Origin of the sequence: Demequina soli (genome assembly GCF_000971195.1) — a bacterium.
In the GTDB taxonomy this organism is placed as follows: domain Bacteria; phylum Actinomycetota; class Actinomycetes; order Actinomycetales; family Demequinaceae; genus Demequina; species Demequina soli.
In genome coordinates this window covers 182,255-202,612 of the sequence record NZ_BBLZ01000001.1, presented here as the reverse complement: position 1 = coordinate 202,612, position 20,358 = coordinate 182,255, and the positions used below count along the sequence as shown (strand labels likewise).

Annotated in this window: 23 protein-coding genes; 14 read left to right on the top strand and 9 right to left on the bottom strand. The window is 72.1% G+C overall.

Features of this window, described 5'->3' with window-relative positions; translation table 11 throughout:
* The first annotated feature begins 282 nt into the window (after window positions 1–282).
* From AOM04_RS00960 to AOM04_RS14395, 4 genes are all read left to right on the top strand, one after another.
* Window positions 283–717, top strand: a complete 435-nt coding sequence (locus AOM04_RS00960) for a phage holin family protein (protein WP_156160556.1) — start codon at window positions 283–285, stop codon at window positions 715–717.
* A 90-nt stretch (window positions 718–807) separates the two neighbouring features.
* On the top strand, window positions 808–1,197 hold the full coding sequence (locus AOM04_RS00955; protein WP_062460962.1) for a phage holin family protein: 390 nt from the start codon (window positions 808–810) through the stop codon (window positions 1,195–1,197).
* Window positions 1,198–1,370: 173 nt separating this feature from the next.
* The gene (locus AOM04_RS00950; RefSeq protein WP_062460959.1) at window positions 1,371–2,828 is read left to right on the top strand and encodes an NAD(P)/FAD-dependent oxidoreductase; all 1,458 of its coding nucleotides are present in this window, start codon (window positions 1,371–1,373) and stop codon (window positions 2,826–2,828) included.
* A 13-nt stretch (window positions 2,829–2,841) separates the two neighbouring features.
* A complete protein-coding gene (locus tag AOM04_RS14395; protein WP_156160555.1) occupies window positions 2,842–2,985 on the top strand; it encodes a hypothetical protein in 144 nt (47 codons plus the stop codon).
* Between the two features lie 16 nt (window positions 2,986–3,001).
* Here the strand turns inward: AOM04_RS14395 and AOM04_RS00945 are convergent, their stop codons facing one another.
* Window positions 3,002–3,604: a MarR family winged helix-turn-helix transcriptional regulator gene (locus AOM04_RS00945; RefSeq protein WP_062460956.1), complete on the bottom strand. Its 603-nt coding sequence runs from the start codon at window positions 3,602–3,604 to the stop codon at window positions 3,002–3,004.
* A 105-nt stretch (window positions 3,605–3,709) separates the two neighbouring features.
* Between AOM04_RS00945 and AOM04_RS00940 the strand changes: the two genes are divergently transcribed.
* Window positions 3,710–4,288: an NADPH-dependent F420 reductase gene (locus AOM04_RS00940; RefSeq protein ID WP_062460953.1), complete on the top strand. Its 579-nt coding sequence runs from the start codon at window positions 3,710–3,712 to the stop codon at window positions 4,286–4,288.
* Window positions 4,289–4,350: 62 nt separating this feature from the next.
* Here AOM04_RS00940 and AOM04_RS00935 read toward each other — a convergent pair whose 3' ends face one another.
* From AOM04_RS00935 to AOM04_RS14730, 5 genes are all read right to left on the bottom strand, one after another.
* On the bottom strand, window positions 4,351–6,165 hold the full coding sequence (locus AOM04_RS00935) for an alpha/beta hydrolase (RefSeq protein ID WP_169816390.1): 1,815 nt from the start codon (window positions 6,163–6,165) through the stop codon (window positions 4,351–4,353).
* Window positions 6,166–6,410: 245 nt separating this feature from the next.
* Window positions 6,411–7,667, bottom strand: coding sequence for an arginine deiminase (locus AOM04_RS00930; RefSeq protein ID WP_228373573.1), 1,257 nt, complete (start codon window positions 7,665–7,667; stop codon window positions 6,411–6,413).
* A 79-nt stretch (window positions 7,668–7,746) separates the two neighbouring features.
* Window positions 7,747–8,193: a CotH kinase family protein gene (locus AOM04_RS00925; RefSeq protein WP_062460947.1), complete on the bottom strand. Its 447-nt coding sequence runs from the start codon at window positions 8,191–8,193 to the stop codon at window positions 7,747–7,749.
* A gap of 71 nt (window positions 8,194–8,264) precedes the next feature.
* Window positions 8,265–8,489, bottom strand: a complete 225-nt coding sequence (locus AOM04_RS00920; protein WP_062460944.1) for a TM2 domain-containing protein — start codon at window positions 8,487–8,489, stop codon at window positions 8,265–8,267.
* A gap of 158 nt (window positions 8,490–8,647) precedes the next feature.
* Window positions 8,648–8,821, bottom strand: coding sequence for a DUF8730 family Cys-rich protein (locus AOM04_RS14730; RefSeq protein ID WP_169816389.1), 174 nt, complete (start codon window positions 8,819–8,821; stop codon window positions 8,648–8,650).
* 138 nt (window positions 8,822–8,959) lie between these two features.
* Here AOM04_RS14730 and AOM04_RS00915 point away from each other — a divergent pair, with 138 nt between their 5' ends.
* Genes AOM04_RS00915 through AOM04_RS00900 form a run of 4 tightly spaced genes read left to right on the top strand, consistent with a single transcriptional unit; the run spans window position 8,960 to window position 10,806 of the window.
* Window positions 8,960–9,511, top strand: a complete 552-nt coding sequence (locus tag AOM04_RS00915; RefSeq protein ID WP_062460941.1) for a GNAT family N-acetyltransferase — start codon at window positions 8,960–8,962, stop codon at window positions 9,509–9,511.
* A 58-nt stretch (window positions 9,512–9,569) separates the two neighbouring features.
* On the top strand, window positions 9,570–9,959 hold the full coding sequence (locus AOM04_RS00910; protein ID WP_062460938.1) for a ribonuclease E inhibitor RraB: 390 nt from the start codon (window positions 9,570–9,572) through the stop codon (window positions 9,957–9,959).
* Window positions 9,959–10,462: a GNAT family N-acetyltransferase gene (locus AOM04_RS00905; protein ID WP_228373572.1), complete on the top strand. Its 504-nt coding sequence runs from the start codon at window positions 9,959–9,961 to the stop codon at window positions 10,460–10,462. Before AOM04_RS00910 ends, AOM04_RS00905 begins: the two co-directional genes overlap by 1 nt.
* The gene (locus AOM04_RS00900) at window positions 10,459–10,806 is read left to right on the top strand and encodes a hypothetical protein (RefSeq protein ID WP_156160553.1); all 348 of its coding nucleotides are present in this window, start codon (window positions 10,459–10,461) and stop codon (window positions 10,804–10,806) included. The genes AOM04_RS00905 and AOM04_RS00900 overlap by 4 nt, the downstream gene beginning before the upstream one ends.
* 21 nt (window positions 10,807–10,827) lie before the next feature.
* Here the strand turns inward: AOM04_RS00900 and AOM04_RS00895 are convergent, their stop codons facing one another.
* Both AOM04_RS00895 and AOM04_RS00890 read right to left on the bottom strand, forming a co-directional pair.
* Window positions 10,828–12,252, bottom strand: coding sequence for an MFS transporter (locus tag AOM04_RS00895; protein ID WP_082104252.1), 1,425 nt, complete (start codon window positions 12,250–12,252; stop codon window positions 10,828–10,830).
* A 25-nt stretch (window positions 12,253–12,277) separates the two neighbouring features.
* Complete coding sequence (locus AOM04_RS00890; protein ID WP_062460928.1) at window positions 12,278–12,592, bottom strand: DUF2316 family protein; 315 nt, start codon at window positions 12,590–12,592, stop codon at window positions 12,278–12,280.
* Window positions 12,593–12,812: 220 nt separating this feature from the next.
* Here AOM04_RS00890 and AOM04_RS00885 point away from each other — a divergent pair, with 220 nt between their 5' ends.
* Entirely contained in the window at window positions 12,813–13,445 is a 633-nt protein-coding gene (locus AOM04_RS00885) for a thymidine kinase (RefSeq protein ID WP_062460926.1), read from the top strand.
* Here AOM04_RS00885 and AOM04_RS00880 read toward each other — a convergent pair.
* Window positions 13,367–14,158, bottom strand: coding sequence for a DUF1684 domain-containing protein (locus tag AOM04_RS00880; protein ID WP_062460923.1), 792 nt, complete (start codon window positions 14,156–14,158; stop codon window positions 13,367–13,369). The two genes, AOM04_RS00885 and AOM04_RS00880, sit on opposite strands and share 79 nt — an antisense overlap.
* An 85-nt stretch (window positions 14,159–14,243) precedes the next feature.
* Here AOM04_RS00880 and AOM04_RS00875 point away from each other — a divergent pair, with 85 nt between their 5' ends.
* The 4 genes from AOM04_RS00875 to AOM04_RS00860 are packed head-to-tail and all read left to right on the top strand — an operon-like array spanning window position 14,244 to window position 20,357.
* Window positions 14,244–16,925 carry an ABC transporter substrate-binding protein gene (locus AOM04_RS00875; RefSeq protein WP_062460920.1) on the top strand — a complete coding sequence of 894 codons (2,682 nt, stop codon included), beginning with the start codon at window positions 14,244–14,246 and terminating at the stop codon, window positions 16,923–16,925.
* Between the two features lie 2 nt (window positions 16,926–16,927).
* Window positions 16,928–17,923, top strand: coding sequence for an ABC transporter permease (locus tag AOM04_RS00870; protein WP_228373571.1), 996 nt, complete (start codon window positions 16,928–16,930; stop codon window positions 17,921–17,923).
* Window positions 17,920–18,783, top strand: a complete 864-nt coding sequence (locus AOM04_RS00865) for an ABC transporter permease (RefSeq protein ID WP_062460917.1) — start codon at window positions 17,920–17,922, stop codon at window positions 18,781–18,783. The genes AOM04_RS00870 and AOM04_RS00865 overlap by 4 nt, the downstream gene beginning before the upstream one ends.
* The gene (locus AOM04_RS00860) at window positions 18,780–20,357 is read left to right on the top strand and encodes an ATP-binding cassette domain-containing protein (RefSeq protein WP_062460915.1); all 1,578 of its coding nucleotides are present in this window, start codon (window positions 18,780–18,782) and stop codon (window positions 20,355–20,357) included. Before AOM04_RS00865 ends, AOM04_RS00860 begins: the two co-directional genes overlap by 4 nt.
* Window position 20,358 lies beyond the last annotated feature (1 nt).

Genomic DNA, 20,358 nt, shown 5'->3' with positions numbered 1-20,358 from the left:
GTTTTGCCGGGATGTGTCGGAATCGGGTTCTTTCGCCCGTGGCGAAGGTCCCGGGAATGCCGGCGCATGCGCTATCGTTCTGGGCACAAGGTCCTAGGACCGCATCGTCTTGACTCCGGCCGCAAGTCCCTGGTGGCCGGAAGGCATGGTCGACAGCACCACGAGGGCGCCTCTTCGGAGGCGCCCTCGTCGTCTGTCCGGGTGTATTGCCTGGGACGATGCGCGGCGCGGCGCCGCACAACCCTCTCGCGCATCGTCGGCGCGCCGGGGTAGCGTCGGCTCATGGAGAGATTCCTGCTCAAGGCCGCCGTGTTCCTCGCGTCCGCGATCGCGGCCCTCGCGCTGACCTCGCTCATCCTGGGCGCGGACTTCGAGCTGAAGATCAGCGGCCTCATCACCGCGACGGTGATCTTCGCGCTCGCCCAGAGCCTCCTGTCCCCGCTCATCGAGCGCCAGATCCACAAGCGCGCGCGTGCGGTGGTCGGCGGCGTCGGCATCATCTCGACGTTCGTCGCGCTGCTCATCACCGCGACGCTCACCTCCGGCCTGAGCATCCACGGCTTCGGCGCGTGGGCCGGCGGGACGCTGCTGGTGTGGCTCATCACCGCGATCGGCGTGTGGGTGCTGCCCGGCGTCTTCGGGCGGATGGGCGACAAGGACGGCGAGCCCGGCAAGGGCGGCAAGGCCGTCGACAAGCCTGCCGACAAGCGCGACTGAGCCGGCGCATCGTCCGGGCCCGAACGCGACATTTCAGCGTCATGCCTGATTTCCGCGCGAATCGGACGTTCAGGGAGTAGCGTCTGCCTCATGGTGCGATTCCTGATTCACACGCTGATCTTCCTCGGTTCCGCGGCCCTGGGCCTGTGGATCACGTCGCTGATCCTGAGCGACAACATGTCCCTGCCGTTCACCGCGTTGATCGTCGCGACGCTCGTGTACACGGTGGCGCAGTGGATCCTGTCGCCGCTGATCTTCAAGATGGCCACCAAGTACGCGAACGCGATCCTGGGCGGCGTGGGCCTCGTGTCGACGTTCGTCGCGCTGCTCATCGCGACGCTCGTGGTCTCGGACTTCACCATCAGCGGCGTCGGCACGTGGATCGCCGCGACCGTGCTGGTGTGGCTCATCACCGCGCTCGCGACCTGGATCCTGCCGATGTTCCTGCTCAAGGAGGCGGCGGACAAGAAGAAGGACTGACCTTTCACGCACGCGCCGCCGGGGCCCTCCCGGCGGCGCGTCGTGCTGTCCGGGCGACTCGCGTGCGGGGACGAAGGTCCCTTGCGACATATACCCTCGGGGGTATAGTTCTGAGGCGATGGGCCGTCAACGACGACGGCCCTGTCTCAGGTCGGCGAGGACGGTGATCGGTCATGGCCCGCGTGGTGGTCCTGGGTGCCGGGGTGTCGGGGCACACGGCGGCCCTCTACCTGCGCAGGCTGCTCCCGTCGGAGCACGAGGTGCTGGTGGTCAACCCCAAGCCCACCTACAACTGGATCCCGTCCAACATCTGGGTCGGGGTCGGCAGGATGAGGCACGAGGACGTGGTCTTCGACCTCGCGCCGATCTACCGGAAGAAGGGCATCACCTTCGTGCAGGCGAAGGCCGTCGCGCTGTGGCCCGAGGGGGATGGGGACGATGCGCGCCCCGCCGTCGAGGTCGAGCACACCTCTCCCGGACGCGACGGCGAGCTCGAGCGGCTGCGCTACGACTACGTCATCAACGCGACCGGCCCGAAGCTCAACTTCGGCGCGACGCCGGGCCTCGGCCCGGACGGCGGCCACACCCTGTCGGTCTGCACCCCCGACCACGCCACCGAGGCGGCCCACCGGCTCGACGCGCTCAAGTCGGCGCTGCGCACCGAGAGGAGGACGGTGGTGATCGGCGTCGGGCACGGCACGTGCACGTGCGAGGGCGCGGCCTTCGAGTACACGTTCAACGTCGAGCACGAGCTGCGCGAGGCGGGCGTGCGCGACAACGCCGAGATCGTCTACCTCACCAACGAGAACGAGCTCGGCGACTTCGGCGTCGGCGGCATGCAGTTCGAGCAGCACGGATACCGGACCACGTCGCAGCTGTGGACCGAGTCGCTGTTCCGCGAGCGCGGCGTGCGCGCCATCACGGGCGCGGCGGTCACGTCCATCGATGAGGGCGTCATCCACTACGACCAGCTCGACGGCTCGCACAACGACCTCGAGTACGACTTCGCGATGCTGCTGCCGCCGTTCAAGGGCAACGACTGGAAGGCCTTCGACCGGACCGGCGAGGACATCACGGGCACGGTGTTCGCGCCGTCGGGCTTCCTCAAGGTCGACGCGGACTACACGCCCAAGCCGTACGAGGAGTGGAGCGCGCGCGACTGGCCGCGCACGTACCAGAACCCGACGTACCGCAACGTGTTCGCGGTGGGCATCGCGTTCGCCCCGCCGCACCAGATCTCGCGGCCGCGGGCCACGCCCGACGGGGTCGCGGTCGCGCCCTCGCCGCCGCGCACCGGCATGCCGTCGGGGACCATGGGCAAGGTGGTCGCGAAGTCGATCGCGGACATGATCCTCACGGGCGCGTCCGTGCCCACGCATGCGGCGTCGATGTCGGAGATGGCGGCCGCTTGCGTCGCCTCGGCCGGCACGGGCTTCCGCTCGGGCACCGCCGCCGCGATGACGATGAGCCCCGTGGTGCCCGACTGGGAGCGCTACCCCGAGACGGGGCGCGACCTCAAGGCCACCAAGGGTGAGATCGGGCTGTCCGGCCACTGGGTGAAGCGCATGCTCCACACCCTGTTCATCTACAAGGCGAAGGGCCGTCCGGGCTGGGCCTGGATCCCGGAGTGATCGGAGGGGCGTGATGGACACCACCAACGACAGGATCGCTCACGCGCCGCTGCCCACCGAGGGCGAGCTGCGGCGTCGGCGCTCCCTGGTCGCGCAGCTGACGCGCTTCGTCGGCACGTCGTGGACGATGTGGAGGCTGGCGCGCCGCCACCGCTAGCCGTGGCGGCGCGGGCTCAGGCCTGCGGGTCGGCGGGGCAGCCGGCGACGGGCGCCGGGTCCGCCGCGCACTCCGCGGGTGCCGGGTCGGCGTCGCACGTCACGGCCTCGGGGTCCGCCGCGCAGGCGGTGTCCGCGAGGCTCGCGGTGATCGCGAGCCGGCGGTCGGGGTCGAGCCGGCCCAGGATCTTGAGCGCGAGGCCGGCGAGGGCGTCGACCTCGTCCTCGTCGAGGTCGGCGAGGATCATCTCGCGGACCGCGTCCGCGTGCAGCGGGCGCGTGTCCAGGAACGCCTCGACGCCGGCGTCGGTGAGCACCGCGTTGAACGCGCGGCCGTCCTCGGCGCAGGGCGTGCGCGACACGAGGCCCTTGCGCTCGAGGCCCGTCACCACGCGCGACAGGCGGGGGAGGGTCGCGTTCGTGCGCGACGCGAGGGCGCTGAGGCGGAGGCGGTGCGCGTCGGCCTCCCACAGCGCCTCGAGCAGCGTGAACTCGAAGGCCGTGAGATGCGCCTCGGTGAGGCGCTTGTCGAGGGCCGCGGGGAGCAGCTCGAGCAGCGCGTGGAGGCGCGCGACCGCGACGCGCTCGGGGTGGCGCAGGGCGGTGTCTGTGCTCGTCATGGGACCATCATACCAAGAAGTTGCATCTACAACCAAGAGGCGCTATGGTCGGTTGTTGTAGGTACAACCAACGGGGCGCGAGGCGGCCCGGGAATAGGAATCGACATGACCACCTTCACCATCATCGGCACCGGCACCATGGCCAACGCGATCGGCGGCGTCCTCGCCGAGGGCGGCAGCTCCGTCTCCTACGTCGCGAAGGACCAGGTGGGCGAGGCCCCGCTGGCCGGCGACGTGGTCGTGCTCGCGGTCCCGTTCCCCGCCGTCGACTCGATCCTCGCGGCGTACGGCGACGCATTCGATGGCAAGGTCGTCGTGGACATCACCAACCCGCTCGACTTCGAGACCTTCGACTCGCTCGTCGTGCCCGCCGGCTCGTCGGCCACCGCCGAGATCCAGGTGAAGATCCCCCACGCCCGCGTGCTCAAGGCCTTCAACACGACCTTCGCGGCGACCCTCGCGTCCAAGAAGGTGGGCGACGCCCCGACGACCGTCCTCGTCGCGGGCGACTCGAGCGACGCGAAGTCGGCGCTCATCGCCGCGATCGAGGCCGGCGGCGTCGGCGCGATCGACGCGGGCTCGCTCGCCCGCGCGCACGAGCTCGAGGCCATCGGCTTCGCGCAGCTCACGCTCGCCGTCTCCGAGAAGCTGCCGTGGACCGGGGGCTTCGCGGTCGCCCGCTGACCCGTCTCCCGATGCGCCTCGCGCGGCGGCCTCGTGACCGTCGCGCGAGGCGCATCGGCCGGCTACTGCCCGAGCTGCTCGAGCAGCGTCAGCTGCTCCTGCCGGCGTTTGTCGAGGTAGTCGCCCAGCCGCTCCGTGTCGTCCGAGGTCCAGTCCGCGGGATGGGTGACGCCCACCCATGCCTGGAGGTTCGCCTTGACCGAGTACATGTGCCCGAAGCCGTCGGGGACGGATCCCGCGGCGGGCATGTCGAGCAGGGTCTCCCACCCGGTGATGATCGGAAACCACCGCATCTGCGGCGACACGTCCGGCGCGCGCGAGTCGCCCCGGAGCCACTCCGGCTCGCGGTAGAAGGTCACGGGGGAGAAGAAGACCACGGGATCCGACCCGTGCTGCAGGTAGACGATGCGGGTGGGCCCCCACTCGCCCGCCGGGGAGCCGAGCGAGTCGGCCTCGCCGGTGAAGCGCACGGTGCGGCCCTCCCCGAACACCGGCAGCCACGCGGGCGAGCCCGGGTCCCGGTCGCGCTCCAGCTCGTTGTGCATGAGGTTGACGAAGGTGGGTCCGGCCATGAGCGCGCCGTCGATCGGCTCGTTGAGGATGTCGGGCGAGCTCAGCACCGCCTCGACTCCCGCGGAGCCCAGCGACAGGCCGTACAGGTAGAGCCGGGGGCGCGCGTCCTCGGGCAGGGTGGCCCAGTAGTCGTGGACCACGCGGAACACCTCGACCGAGGCATCCGCGACCGCCTCCTGGTCCGCCAGCAGCGACAGCCAGCTCGGCAGGTACGAGTACTGCAGGCTCGCGATCGCCGTGTCCCCGTTGTAGAGGAACTCAAGCGAGTCCGACGCGTTGGTCTCCACGAGCCCGGTGCCGGTGCTCGTCGCGAGCACCAGCACCTTGCGGTCGAAAGCGCCCGTGCGCTCGAGCTCCTTCAGCAGCAGCTGCGCGCGGCCCTCGAGGGTGTCTGCGGACCGCAGGCCCACGAACACGCGGATCGGCTCGACCGCGCCCCCGCCGCTGTACGCGTCGAGGTCCTCGACCGTGGGCCCTCCCGCCACCCACTTGCGGCCCTGGCGGCCCAGCGTGTCCCACGGCGTCAGCGAGCCGTCGCCGCCGGAGCGCAGCGCCGAGTGGGTGACCTCGGTGCCGGCGATGTCGTGCGTGTCGCGCACCGAGAACGCCGCGTTCGCGCCGATGAAGAAGCCGCGCACCAGCACGCCGGACACCAGCAGCCACAGGAGCAGCACCATCGCCAGCGTCGCGAGCGTGACCGCGAGGCGGTGGGGCAGGTACCGGACCGCCAGGCGGTCCGCCCAGCGGAACGCGGCGCGCAGCGCCCGCGAGACCACGAGCAGCGCGCTGGCGATCACGATCGCGACGCCGGCGACGATCGGCCACGCGGTGGGGTTGAGGTCGTCCATGCCGAAGGTCTGGCGGATGCCGTTCTGCCAGCCCACCCAGCGCCAGATCGACAGCGACAGGCTCAGCCCGATCGCGCCCAGCACGAGCCACGCGACCACCGTGCGCGCCCGCCCGCGCAGGTTGGGCACCTCGAGGTAGTTCCACACCGCGTGCGCGCCCGCGCCCAGGCCGTAGCCGACCATGAACGACACCCCGGAGGCGACGCCCTGCACCACCGGGATGCGGGGCAGCAGCGACGGCTCCAGCGAGATCGAGATGAACAGCGCGCCGGCCACGAGGCCCACGCCGGAGAAGGTCGGCTCGAGCAGCCGCGGCGGGCGGTGGGACGATGCGGTGTGCCGGGCCCGCAGCTCGCGCAGGGCGCGCAGGGGGTGGCGCGGCGCCGCCGCGGGCGCGGGATCCGGCTCGCGCGCGGGCTCGGATGGGTTCGCGATCTCCGTCGCGGAACCGGTCATGGGCGTCACCCCCTCACCCTCGTGACTGTATCCCGGCGCGCCGCGCGCCCCGCGCATCGTCCCTCGTGAGTGGCGGATCGCAATTGTGACCGGTCCCAATGGTAACTATTCCGTAACGTCGTCGTCCCGAGGCGCCGGGGGCGCTAGCGTCGTCGAGTGCGGACACAATGGCGTGCCCGCACCTTCTTGTCGCGAGGCGGCCACAACGGCGTGGTCGAGCCCCGACGCCTCCGTCGGCAGTTCCGTCAGGCCTGCCGCAGCAGCGGTTGCGTCATGCAGTGCGCGCCGCCGCGGCCGCGACCGAGCTCCGCGCCGACGATCTCGATGACCTCGACGCCCGCGGCGCGCAGCTCGTCGTTGGTGTGGGTGTTGCGGTCGTAGGCGACCACCACGCCCGGCTCGAGCGCGAGGAGGTTGTTGCCCGAGTCCCACTGCTGGCGCTCGGAGGCGTAGCGGTCGCCGCCCGTCGCGATGACCCGGAGGTCCACGCCGAGGGCCTCGCTGACCACCTCCGTGAAGGGACGCTCGTCGCGGCGCACGTCGAGCATCGTCGGGGCGGGGGCCTCGCGGATCACGAACGTCTCGATCTCGTCGATGATCCCCGGGAAGACCGTGCACAGGTCGCGGTCCGCGAGCGTGAACACCGTGTCGAGGTGCATCGCGGAGCGCAGCCGCGGCAGCTTCGCGACGATCACCTTCTCCGCGCCCTCCTCGAGGAACAGCTCCATCGCGAGCTGGGTGATCGCCTGGCGGCTCGAACGCTCGGACATGCCGACCAGCACCGTGCCGTTGCCGATCGGCATGACGTCGCCACCCTCGAGGGTCGCGAGCCCGTGGTCCATCTCCGGGTCGCCCCACCACACGTTCACGGCGTCGCCGAAGTCGGGGTGGAACGCGTAGACGGCCTTCATCACGAGCGTCTCCGCGTGGCGCGCCGACCAGTACAGCGGGTTGAGGGTGACGCCGCCATAGATCCAGCTGGTGGTGTCGCGCGTGAAGAGGGTGTTGGGCAGCGGCGGCAGCAGGTAGTCGCGCATGCCGGACTCCTCGCGCACCAGCTGGATGCCGGGAGGGGAGAAGTCGCGCGGCAGGTCGAGCGTCGAGAGGCCTCCGATGAGGTGGCGCGCGAGCGCGTGGCTGTCGAGCTCCTCGAGGTAGTGGCGGATGTCGGTCGCGAGGCCCAGCCCGACCTCGTCCGGGGTGATCTTGCGGTCGAGGAGCCACGAACGGGCGTGGGGGAGCGCGAGGGTCTCGGCGAGCAGCGTGTGCAGCTCGAGCACCTGGATGTCCCGATCGCGCATGAGCTGGACGAACTCCGCGTGGTCGCGCTCCGCGTTCTCGACCCACATGACGTCGTCGAACAGCAGGTCATGGCAGTTGGACGGCGTGAGCCGGTGGTGCGCGAGCCCGGGCGCGCACACCAGCACCTTCTCGAGCGTCCCCACCTCGGAGTGGACGCCGTACTCGGGCATCGTGATCGCGGGGGCCTGCGTCTCGGTCATGGTCTGCGCGCGCCTTCCTGCCGGTGCTTCCGAACCTAGCAGGGGGGACGATGCGTGGGTCGGGTGGCGGACGGGTGCGTCAGGGCTGCGGCGCGGGCCCGAGCACGGGTGCGTGCGCCTTGAGCACGCGCGCCTGGTCGGCGGCCGCCGCATCGTCCGCGTGCGAGGCGACCAGCGCGGCCGCGAGCCGCTCGAGCTCGGCGTCGACGCGCGCCGCGAACTCCGGCAGGGACAGGAAGCGACGCGCGAGGACGCGCGCCCCCTCGGCGTCGCCGAGCCCGGCGCGCGTGCCGACCGCGACGTCGAGCGCCCAGTCGACCACCGCGATGCGGCCGGTCGCGGGGTCGACGCTCATGAAGGCGTGCTCGCACGGGCCGCCCACGTGGTCGTAGCTGTCGACGATCTCCTGGAAGGCCAGGTAGGTCGCGAACGCGTCGACGTCGAGGGCCGAGGCGATGATGGTGGCGAAGGCGTCGTCGTCGGGGCCGTCGATGGCGTCGAGGACGTCGGTCAGCGAGAGGTTCATGTCAGCCATCTCATGCGCCGTCGCTGAGAGTCCGCTGGGAGCGGATCGGGGGTTGGTCGAGAGCCGGGGTGCTATCGGATCCCCATCGCGCGGCGCGCGTTCACGGCGCGCACCTGCGAGGGGATGGTGAACAGGTCCACGAACCAGCCGATGCCGAACAGGCCGGCGGTCAGCAGCCACAGGATGCCGCGGCCGATCTTGCCCAGGTAGAAGTGGTGGATCCCCAGCAGTCCGAGGAAGAACCAGAGGATGTAGGTGATCGCGGTGTCCTTCGGGGGCAGGGGTGCCTCGTTCATGACGACCTCCGTCGTGTCGGTGGGGACCTCCCTCGAGGCTAGCCCGGCACGGGCCGCCGCGTGCGGGGCGGGGACGCGGCAAGGCCCCGTCACCGGGTGGGTGACGGGGCCTGTCCTCGGAAGGAGCGCGGCAGTCACCCCGCGCCCCTCTCGCGCGGTCAGCGCGAGAAGATCGAGCCGAAGATCGAGCCGAACGAGCCGGTCTTGGCGCCGTCCTGGTCGCAGGTGCAGCGGTCCTTGGGGGCGACGCCGGCGAGCGCCTGCTCGACGTGCTGGCCGCAGCCGGTCCAGGTCGCCTTGCCGCACTGGCTGCAGGTGATGCGAGAGCACATATCTGATTCTCCTTCGTGGGATCACGGGTGTTCGCGGCCGGGCAACGGGGAGGCTCCCGGCCGCTTCCCCACCAGTATGCATACCCCCAGGGGTATGTGTCAAGGAGGGGTGAGGTCCTCCGGTGATACGGTCCGAGCATGTCGGAGAACACCGCCGAGCCCCACGTCGAGCCGCCCGTCGAGCGCATCGTCATGAAGGCGCCCGTCGCCGCGGTCCTCGAGGCCGCCACCCCATGGTCGCACGTGCGCGCGCTGGTGCCCGAGGACATCCCCTGGCTCGCCGGGGCCGTGTGGGAGTGCTACCCGCGCCGCGAGCCGTTCCACGACTGGGACCGCGTCGTCGCGATGACCCAGTCCATGTTCAAGAACGAGGCGGGCCCGTTCATGCCGGTCGCCTCGCCCGTCGCGATCACCGAGGACGGCGGCATCGCCGGCGCGGTCACGGTGGTGCACCGCTGCACCCTCCTCGACGACCTGCCCGACTGCCCCTACATCCTCGACTGCCTCACCCTGCCCGACCACCGCGGCCGGGGCGTCGCCTCCGGGCTGCTCGCGGCCGCCGCGCGCGCCGTCAAGGCGGTGGGCGAGACCCACCTCGCGCTCACCGTCGACGTCGACAACGAGCCCGCGCTGCGCGTGTACCGGAGGCTGGGCTTCACCGAGGTGATGAGGCGCCCGCTGCCGGGCTGAGCGGCCGGTGCGCGGCGCATCGTCCCGGGCCGGGACCCGGCCCCGATACGGTGGCCCCATGGGAATCCTGTCGAAGGTGTTCGGCGGCCGGAAGCGTGTCGAGCCGTACGGGCTGTGGAGCGACGACGCCGCGCAGCTCGCCGCGCTCGAGGCCCGCGGCGGGGACCCGACGGCGCCGCGCGAGTCGGAGTTCTTCCTGTCCTTCACGTCGGAGCCGCGCATCCGCTCCGCGGCCGACGAGCTGCGCGCGATGCACCTCGCCTACGAGATCGTCGAGCCCAGCCACGACATCCCCGAGTGGATGCTGTTCCTGCGCGCCTACCGGACGCCGCTCGTCCCGGACTTCCTGCGGGCGACGGTCGACCTGTGCGAGCGGCTCGCGGACAAGCATGGCGGCGACTACGAGGGATGGGCCGGCCTGCTCACGGACGCGGAGAAGGACCTGTAGTGGGGTACCGCCTGCGCCGCTGGACGGACGCCGACCTCGATGTGCTCGTCGCCGCGAACGCGCCCGAGATGATGGAGCACCTCGCCGGACCCGAGACCCCCGCGCGCGTCGCGCGCCGCCACGAGCAGTACGTGCGCGGTTGGGACGCCGGCCGCCCGAGCATGTTCACCATCCGGAGGGACGATGCGCCGGGCGCCGTGGGCTCGATCGGCTGGTGGGAGTCGGAGTGGGACGGTGCGCCGTGCCTCGAGACCGGCTGGATGGTGCTGCCCGAGTTCCAGCGCCGGGGCGCCGCGACCGCGGGCGTGCGCCTCGTGATCGAGGACGCGCGCGCTCGCGGGACCCTGCCCGTCCTCATGGCCTGCCCCAACGTCGACAACGTCGCGTCGAACGCGCTGTGCCGGACGGTCGGCTTCGCGTTCCGCGGCGAGCTCGAGGACGAGTACCGCGGCGTGCCCATGACGCTCAACGTGTGGACCTACGACCTCGGAGGACGCGCATGAGCGAGGAGGTTCCGGTGGAGGGCGGCGCCGAGCTGCCCGACTACGCCGTGGCGCGCCTGCAGAACACCCGGTGGCGGCTCACGACCTCGTGGTGGATCCTGCCGCCGCTCGTGTCGCTGGGCCTGCTGTGCTGGGTCGGCTTCGCGTGGGCGGGCTTCAAGACGCGGCTGGCGAAGTACTGGATCTCCGCGGGCGCGTGGTTCGCCGTCTCGTCGCTGATCGCGATCCTGCCCGCCGGCCGGTACACGGCGATCGTCGCGGTCGCGTGCTGGTTCCTGCCGACCATGCAGTCGATCGTCATGATGCGCCGGTACCTGGTCGAGCGGGCGGTCGGGGACCTCTAGGACCTCTCGACCCGGCGACCGCTAGGACGGCGCGTCCGCGGGCTCCTCGGCCACCGCATCGTTCCTGATGCCCAGCCACGAGACGACGCCCGCGAGCATCATGAAGACGCCCGTGACCACGGTCGCGCGGTGGAACCCGGCGAGGTCGAGCCGGCCGCCCGCGATCGTGCCGATGAGCGCCACCGCCACGAGGCCCGCGATGCGCGCGACGGCGTTGTTGACGGCGCTCGCGATGCCCGACCGGGCGACCTCGATCGCGCCCAGGATCGCCGAGGTCAGCGGCGGCACCATGAGGGTGAGCCCGATCCCGAACACCACGATGCCCGGCAGCGCCTGAGTCCAGTAGGTGAAGTCCTCGGACACGGCGAGGAGCATGAAGGAGCCCACGCCCATCGTCAACGGCCCCACCGTCATGAAGATCCGCGGTCCGAAGCGCGCGCCCCAGGCGCCCGTGCGCGTGCTGCCGAGGATCACGAGCGCGGTGATGGGCAGCCCCGCGAAGCCCGCCGCGGTCGCGCTCAGCCCCGCGCCCTGCTGGAGGTACACGCTCACGATGAAGCCGTTGAGCGCCAGCCCGCCGTACGCGAACCACGTGGTGAGGTTGCCCCACGCGAAGTTGCGCGCCGTGAACAGCGACAGGGGCAGCATCGGGTCGGCGGCGCGGGCCTGCCGCCAGAAGAACCCGACGAGCGCCAGCACCCCGACGATCGCGCCGATCGCGACCGCCGGCTCGGACCACCCGAGCCGCGGCTGCTCGACGAGCGCGTAGACGACGCCGCCGAGCCCGACGGCGCACAGCACCGCGCTCGCGTAGTCGACCCGCGCGCCCTCGCGCCGCACGTCGCGCGTGCCCGCCGCCTTGACCCGGGCCAGGAGCACGAGGGTCACCGCGATCGGGACGACGTTGATGCCGAACGCCCACCGCCACGACGCGTAGTCGGTCAGCACGCCGCCGAGCAGCGGGCCCACCACGAACGCGACCGTCGTCGCGCCCGTCCACGTGCCGATGGCCTTCGCCTGGGCCGGCCCGCGGAACGTCGACATGATGAGCGCGAGGCTCGACGGGACCAGCAGCGCGCCGGCGACGCCCTGGAGCAGGCGCGCGCCGATGAGCACGCCGCCCGTCGGTGCGAGCGCGATCACGAGCGACATGGCGCCGAAGCCGATCAGCCCGATCGTGAGGACGCGCAGGCGCCCGTACAGGTCGGACAGGCTGCCGGCCACCAGGATGAGCGAGCCCAGCGTGATGAGGTACGCGTCCGTCACCCACTGCTGCAGCGCGATGCCGCCGCCGAGGTCGCGGGCGATCGCCGGCAGCGCGACGGTGACGATGCTGCCGTCCAGGAACGCGACGAAGCTGCCCAGGATCGCGATCCACAGCACCGTGACCTGGGTGCTGCTCGCGACGGGCGAGGACGATGCGCCGGATGCCGGGGTGGCGGACATGGGGCCAGGTTAGGCCCCGATCCGCTCAAGAGGCGTGGCGGTGCGCGGTGGGCGCGGTGCGAAGGGCGAACCAGCGGGCGGCGCGCAGGCGCGCCTCGTCGGTGAGGACCGTCCAGGCCTGCGGGATGTCGCCGCGCTCGCGGATGGCGCGGTCGAGGTAGTCGCGCAGCAGCCAGACGTCGGCGGGGTCGGACGCGGGTCCGACGCGGAGGGTCTCGGTGAGGCGTCGCGCGCTGAAGCCGAGGTCGTCGGCCGCCTGCTCGCGGGTGATGCCTGACCGCTCGAGATTCGCGGCGAGCTCGCGCCCGGTACGGGCGACCTCGGTCCGGGTGAGCGACATGCGGGCTCCTTCTGGTCGTCGGCACCGTTGCCGACTGCTCGTGGTGAGTCCTATGAGCATGGCACGGTTGCGGGGCGCCACTCCACCATCCCCAGGTGAACGGCGTCCGACCTCCGGGTGACATCCAGACGAACTGTCGCATCGTCCCGTGCGGAGGCCGTGCGCCAGTATCGTGTTCCGCACGAGCGGGCGTGGGCGTCCGCCGGGGAAAGGGGCCGCGGTGGCGAAACTGTACTTCCGCTACGGGGCGATGAACTCGTCCAAGTCGGCGCTGCTGCTCACCGCGGCCTACAACTACGAGGAGCGGGACCAGCATCCCGTCATCGTCAAGCCGGGCGTCGACACGAAGGCCGGCACCTCGGTGTCGTCGCGGCTCGGCGTCGAGCGCGCGGTCGACGTGCTGCTCGACGCGGAGGCGTCGCTGTACGAGGCGCTCGTCGCGCATCGTCCGATCGACCAGATCGACGCGGTGTTCGTCGACGAGGCCCAGTTCCTCACACCCGCGCAGGTCGACGAGGCGTTCGTCGTCGCGGTCCGCCACGGCGTGCCGGTGCTCTGCTACGGGCTGCGCGGGGACTTCATGACGCACTCGTTCCCGGGGTCGCTGCGGCTGCTCGAGATCGCGCACGCGATCGAGGAGCTCAAGACCATCTGCCGCTGCGGGTCGAAGGCGATCTTCAACGGCCGCGTCATCGGGGGCGTATTCGTCAGCCACGGCGAGCAGGTCGCCATCGACGGCCAGCAGGCCGACTACGAGTCGCTGTGCGGGCGCTGCTACCTCGACAAGGTGGGTCCCGTGCGCGCCGCGGGCGTGCCCGAGGTCGAGGCGGGGACCGCGGCGCCGCTGTTCTGACGCGCGTCGCGCGGGACGATGCGTCGCTCGCCGCCGCGCACCGGCACGGCCCAGCGGTTGGTCGCGGGCGGCGTCACGCACACGAAGTGCGGCGAGAAGCGGCTGGGAGGCAGGTAGGCCCGGTTGAGGTCGACGATGACGACGCCGTCGGGCCCGGGCGCCGCCAGGCGGATCATGCGGAACGCGTAGGACTCGTCGGCCGCGGTCGCATCGGCGAATGCCGCGAACAGCTGGTCGCCCTCGCGGTGGACCAGCAGCGTGAGGGCGGTGCCGTCGACCTCGAAGGCGACCGCGCCGTCGTAGCGGGTGGACCCTCGGTGGCCGTCGATCGCGACGGTGGGGGTCGTGGCGGAGGGCATCGGGTCGAGGCGGCCGGGCCGGACGAGGTCGGGGTCGACGGGCCAGCGCTCGATCGCCGCGAGTCCCTCGCGCGCCGGGCGCTCGGGGTCGAGCACGCGCAGGGCGACCGCGCCGTCGCGGGCGAATGCGCGCAGGAGCACCTCGCCGTGTGGGGCCTCGTCGCCGGGGGCGAGCCGGAGGTCGCCGTTGGTCGCGACCCCCGCATCGAGGTGCCAAGCGCCGGGGGTGCCCGGCACCTCCATCGGGGTGTCGGAGAGCCACGCCGTGCGCGCGAGCGCGGCCAGCCCGTGCGGCGCGAAGGCGGCGGCGTCGCGCGCGGCGAGCCAGGCGTCGTGCGAGGCGGGAAGGGTCACGCGACCCATGGTGGCAGGTCGTGAGTCTCGGAAAATGAAACATCGCTGTAACCCATGGAAGTCGAAAGATAGATAGCGTCCCCCTATGGAAGGCGCGATCGGCCCCGAGATCGAGTCCCTCACGAGGGTCATCGACCTGCATTCGCTGCGCATCCTGGTCGCCATCGACGAGCACGGCTCGATCTCCGCGGCGGCCCGCTCGCTCGGCTTCAGCCAGCCGACCATCACCCAGCACGTGCAGCGGCTCGAGGAGCGCCTCGGGGCGCCGCTCGTCGCGCGGACCGCGCGTGCGGCCCGCCTCACGCCGGTGGGCGCGCTGCTCGCGCGCCACGCGCCGCGCATCGACGCGAGCCTCACGGCGGCGGCGACGGAGCTCGCCCGCGCGCTCGGGCGCCGTGCCGGGCTCGTGCGGCTCGTGGCCCCACCCGAGCAGGTGGGCGCGGTGCTCGCGCCCGCCGCCGCCAGGCTCGCGCAGCTCCAGCCGCATCTCGACATCGCGATCCTCGAGGCCACCGACGCCGAGGAGGCGCTCGACATGGTGCGCGCCGGGCGAGCAGACATCGCCGTGACAGCCACGCCGTTCGAGGGGCGCGACCGTGCCCGTGGGGCGGGGCTGCGCACCTCGTTCCTGTTCGCGGAGGAGGTCATCGCGCTGACGGCAGCGGACGTCGCGGGCGCGGACGGGCGCGTCGACCCGACGGCGCTCGTCGACGAGCCGTGGATCACCGGCCAGGGCACGTGCTCCGCGGCGGTCGCCGCCCGGATCGGGAGGGTCGAGGGCTCCGGGGACACGGCGGTGAGCCGCCCCGAGACCGCCGTCGCGCTCGCCTCACATGGTCGCGGCGCCGCGTTCGTCATCGAGTCCGCGCTCGAGGGGCTCTCGCTGCCCGCGTCGCTGCGCGCGCTCGGCCTCGCTCCCGCGCTGCGGCGCCGCACGACCGCTGCCACGCTCGCCGAGGCCGCGCAGATCCCCGGCGTCGCCGCCGCGCTGCGCGTCCTGGCCGCGCATCAGCCCTCACCCGTCGGCGTCGAGGCCATCCTCGACTCCCGCCGTCGCAGCACCGTCCATCGGGCGCGTTTCGCGCCCCTGGGCGGCGTCGTCACCACCCCGCTCCAGCATGACCCGGCCCCTACAGAGGAGAACCCCATGGCACTCACGTCCGGCACCGTCGCCCGCACGGCGGCGGTCACCGTGGCGGGCGCGTTGGCGCTCGCCGGCTGCACCGCATCGTCCGACGAGGAACCCACGCCCCGCGCGAGCGCCGTGGTCGGCGCGGACACCGGCCAGGAGATCGACTCGATCACCGTCGCCCTGCCCGGCTCGCTGTCGAGCCTCTACGTGGGGGCCGAGTCCGGCATCCTCAACTACTACGTCGCGTCCGTGGCGCAGGAGGGACTCGTGTCGGTCGACTCGACCGGCGCGCTGCAGCCGGCGCTCGCGGCGAGCTGGGAGCAGACCGACGACGTCACCTACGTCTACGAGCTGCGCGACGACGCCGAGTTCCAGGACGGCACGCCGGTGACCGCCGAGGACGTGGTGTTCTCGCTCGACCAGGCGCGCGACGAGACGGCCTCGCCGGGCCTCGCGTACTACATGACGAACATCGACTCCGTGGAGGCGACCGGGGAGAACGAGGTCACCATCACGCTGACCCAGCCCGACGCCGCGTTCGCGGGCAACATGAGCACCGCGGGCGCCGCGTTCATCACCTCCAAGGCGTTCTGGGAGGCCCACGACGGCGACGTCGGCACCTCCGACTCGCTGCTGCTCGGCACGGGGCCGTACAAGGTCACGGAGTTCGTGCCGGACTCGCACGTGACCTTCGAGCGGGTCGACACGTGGTGGGGCGACCTGCCCAAGGTCAAGGAGATCCGCATGGACTTCGTCTCGGACGAGTCCACGCGCCTGCTGGCCGCGCAGTCCGGCGACGTCGACGTCGCGTTCAACGTGCCGTTCTCCCAGGCGGAGCAGTGGGAGTCGCTCGACAGCATGCGCGTCGAGTACGTGAACGACCTCTCCTACGTCGGCCTGTACTTCAACACCGGCGTCGCGCCGTTCGACGACGCGAAGGTGCGCGAGGCCATCGCGCACGCCGTCAACCGTGACGCCTACGTGTCGACGATCCTCAAGGGCCACGGCGAGGCCGCGACCGCGATCATGACGCCCGAGTCGCTCGGCTCGGTCTACAGCCCCGACGAGGCCCGCGAGATGCTCGCCGGCATCCCGCAGTGGGACTACGACCTCGAGGCCGCGAAGGCCGCGCTCGCCGCGTCGTCCGTGCCGGACGGCTTCGAGGCCGAGCTGCTGACGCCCAACACCGGCCCCCAGCTGGGCACCGCGGCGCAGGCCCTCGCGCAGGACCTCGCCGAGATCGGCATCACGCTCAACGTGCGCGAGGTGCCGATCGAGGAGTGGCTCGCGAGCCTCGACCCGTCCTCCGAGTACGGCATCAACTACATGTGGTACTTCTCGACGCTGGGCGACCCGGCCGAGATCCCCTCGTACCTCATCGGCGCCGACAACCCCGCGCAGTACGACAACCAGGAGGTCCTCGACCTCCTCACGCAGATCGGCGCCGAGAAGGACCAGGCGGCCCGCATCGACCTGTTGGTCGAGGCCGAGACGCTGCAGGCCGAGGACGTCATCAACGTGCCGCTGTGGTGGGGTCAGTCCGCGACCGCGTTCGCGAACGACCTGGGCCTCGACGCGTACAGCGCGTACACGTTCGTGTCGACGTGGCCGGCGCAGCTCTACCGGGCGGGCTGACCTTGTCGATCGCTGACAACCGGGCACGCGCATCGCGCCTGCGGCCGCTCGGCCGCATGGTCGCGGTGCGCGTGCTCGGCGTGCTCGGGGTGCTGTTCGTGCTCTCGATCGTCGTCTTCGCGATGATGTACCTCGCCCCGGGCGACATCGTGAAGAACCTCCTGGGCAACCGCCCCGCCAACCCGGACGTGGTCGCCGCCGTGCGCGCGCAGTACCGGCTCGACGACCCCGTCGTCGTCCAGTACCTGTCGTGGCTCCGGGGGTTCCTCACCGGGGACCTCGGCACGTCGATCCGCCTCCAGCAGCCGGTCGCGGACGCGATCGGGGACCGCGTGGGCATCACCGCCGCGCTGTGCCTGCTCGCCTTCGTCGTGTCGGTCGCCGTGGCGGTCCCGCTCGGCGTGCGCTCCGCCGTCAAGGCGGGCGGCTGGATCGACCGCACCGGCAACGCGCTGTCGATCCTCGGGCTGAGCGCGCCCACGTTCGCGGTGGGCCTCCTGCTGCTCTACGTGTTCGCGTACTACCTGCCGATCCTCCCGGTCTACGGCGGCGGCGACGGCGGCGTCGACACGCTGCGCCACCTCGTGCTGCCCGCGGTCACGCTCGCCCTCGGGCTCGGCGCGATCATCGTCAAGCTCACGCGCACGGCGATGCTGCGCGAGCTCGAGTCCGACTACGTGACGTTCGCCCGCTCGCGCGGGCTCGGCGAGGGGCTCGTGCGCCGGCTCGCGCTGCGCAACGCCGCCATCCCGATCGTCACGGGTGCGTCGCTGGTGCTGACGTTCCTCGTGGGCGGCACGGTGCTCGCCGAGACCACGTATGCGCTGCCGGGGCTGGGCACCCTGCTCCAGGACTCGGTGCTGTTCAAGGACATCGCCGTGGTGCAGTCGCTCACGCTGCTGGTCGCCGTGGTGATCGCCGCGATCGCGCTGGTCGCGGACCTCGCCTACATCCTGCTCGACCCGCGCGTGCGCCGACAGATGGGAGCCGCCGCATGAGCGACATCCGCGTGATCGGCGTCCTGCCCGTGCGTCGTCGTCGGCGCCGCCTTCCCATCGGGGTCGGCGTCGCGATGGGCGTGCTCGCGCTCGCCATGCTCGCCGCCGTGCTCGGGAGGCTGATCTTCTCCGACGCGATGCACCAGGACATCCTCGCCGCGACGCTTCCGCCGGGCTCCGACGGGCATCCCCTCGGCACCGACGAGCTGGGCCGCGACATCCTCCAGATGGCCGTCGCGGGCACCGCATCGGCCCTGGTGGGGCCCGTGATCGTGGCCGTCGGCTCGATGATGCTGGGCGTGATCCTCGGCACCCTCGCCGGCTACGAGCGCGGTTGGCTCGACACCCTCATCTCCCGGTGGACCGACCTGCTGCTCGCCGTGCCGGTGCTGCTCGCCGCGATCGTCGTGTCGGGCGTGATGGGCGGCGGCTACTGGGTCACGGTCGCGCTGCTCATCGTGCTGTTCTCGCCGTCCGACATCCGCATCGTCCGCGCGGGCGTGCTCGAGCAGTCGGCCCGGCCCTACATCGAGGCGGCCCAGATGCTGTCCCTGTCGCGCTGGCGCGTGATGTTCCGGCACATCCTGCCCAACGTCACGTCGCTCGTGGTCACCAACATGATGCTCAACGTCGCGTTCGCGCTCGTCGCGTTCTCGTCGCTGTCGTTCCTCGGTGTCGGCGTCGCGCCCGGCACCGCGGACTGGGGCCGTCAGCTCACCGACGGGCGCGCCATCATGTTCCAGAACCCGGCCGCCGTGTTCGTGCCCGCGCTGCTCATCGTGGCGGTCGCGGTGTGCGTCAACCTCGTGGGCGACTGGATCGGCCAACGGCTGTCCCAGGTGGGGGAGGAGGCCCGATGACCGTCATCCTCGGCGACCTGGCCGTCCTCGGCCCGGCGGGGCCCATGGTGGAGCCGATCTCCGCGGAGATCGCTCCCGGCGCCACCCTCGCGCTCATCGGCGAGTCCGGGTCCGGCAAGACCCTCACCGCGAAGTCGATCGTCGGGCTGCTGCCGCGCGGCTTCCGGGCGACCGGGACCGTCTCGGTCGCGGGGCAGGCGATCCCCGTCGGGTCGGCGGGGGACGATGCCGCGTGGCGGCGGGTGCGCGGCCGTTCCGTCTCGCTCCTCCTCCAAGATCCGTTCACCTCGCTCACCCCGGTGCACCGCTGCGGCGACCAGATCGCGTGGACGATCGAGGGCGCGCAGGGGCGACGGCTCCCGCGCGGCGCGCGTCGCGCCGCGGTCGAGGAGCGCCTCGCCGAGGTCAACCTGCCGGCACGCGTCGCGGACGCGTTCCCGCACGAGCTCTCGGGAGGCATGCGCCAGCGGGTCGCGATCGCCGCGGCGCTCGCCTCGGATCCGCAGCTGCTCATCGCGGACGAGCCGACGACGGCGCTCGACGCGTCCAACCAGGCCGAGATCCTCGACCTGCTGCGGCGCATCCAGGAGGAGCGGCGGCTGTCCGTCATCCTGATCTCGCACGACCTCGGGGTGGTCCGGGGCCGCACCGACGACGTGCTCGTCATGCGCGACGGCCGGGTGGTCGAGCGGGGGGCGACGGCTGCCGTGCTCGCCGCGCCCGCGCACCCCTACACGCGCGCGCTCATCGAGGCCGACCCGGTGGTCGCGGCCCGCTCGGGCGCGCGCCTGTCCGCCGAGGAGGACGCCTCCGGCGACCGGGCCCCGTTGCTCGCGTGCGAGGACGTGACCAAGGCGTTCGGCGCGCGCACGGTGCTCGACGCGGTGGATCTCAGCATCGCGCCGGGCGCGATCGTCGGCATCGTCGGGGAGTCGGGGTCCGGCAAGTCCACCCTGGCCCGCTGCATCGCCGGCCTCGAGCGGGAGGACGCGGGAAGCATCGTCCTCGAGGGCGAGGCGCTCGCGCCCGGGCGCGGCTCGCGCACGCCCGACCAGATGCAGATCGTGTTCCAGGACCCGTACTCGTCGCTCAACCCCATGATGAGCATCGGCGCGATCCTCGCGGAGGCGCTCGGGGTCGCCGGGCGTGCGTCGTCCGAGGTGCCGGGGATGCTCGAGATGGTCGGCCTGCCCGCGGAGTTCGCGCGCAAGCGCCCCGCCGAGCTGTCGGGCGGCCAGCGCCAGCGCGTCGCCATCGCGCGGGCGCTCGCGCCGCAGCCGCGTCTGCTCATCTGCGACGAGTCGGTGTCCGCGCTCGACGTGTCGGTGCAGGCGGACATCCTCGCGCTGCTCGCGCGGCTGCGTGAGGAGCTGGGCATCGCGATCCTGTTCATCTCGCACGACCTCGCGGTGGTGCGGATGATCGCGGACGCCGTGACCGTCATGTGGGACGGTCGCGTGGTCGAGACCGGGCCGTGCCACGAGGTGCTCGAGCACCCCGCCCACGAGTACACGAGGCTGCTGGTCGCGGCCGCGATGCGGGAGAACGCCGTGCCCGCGGACGGGAAGGACTGAC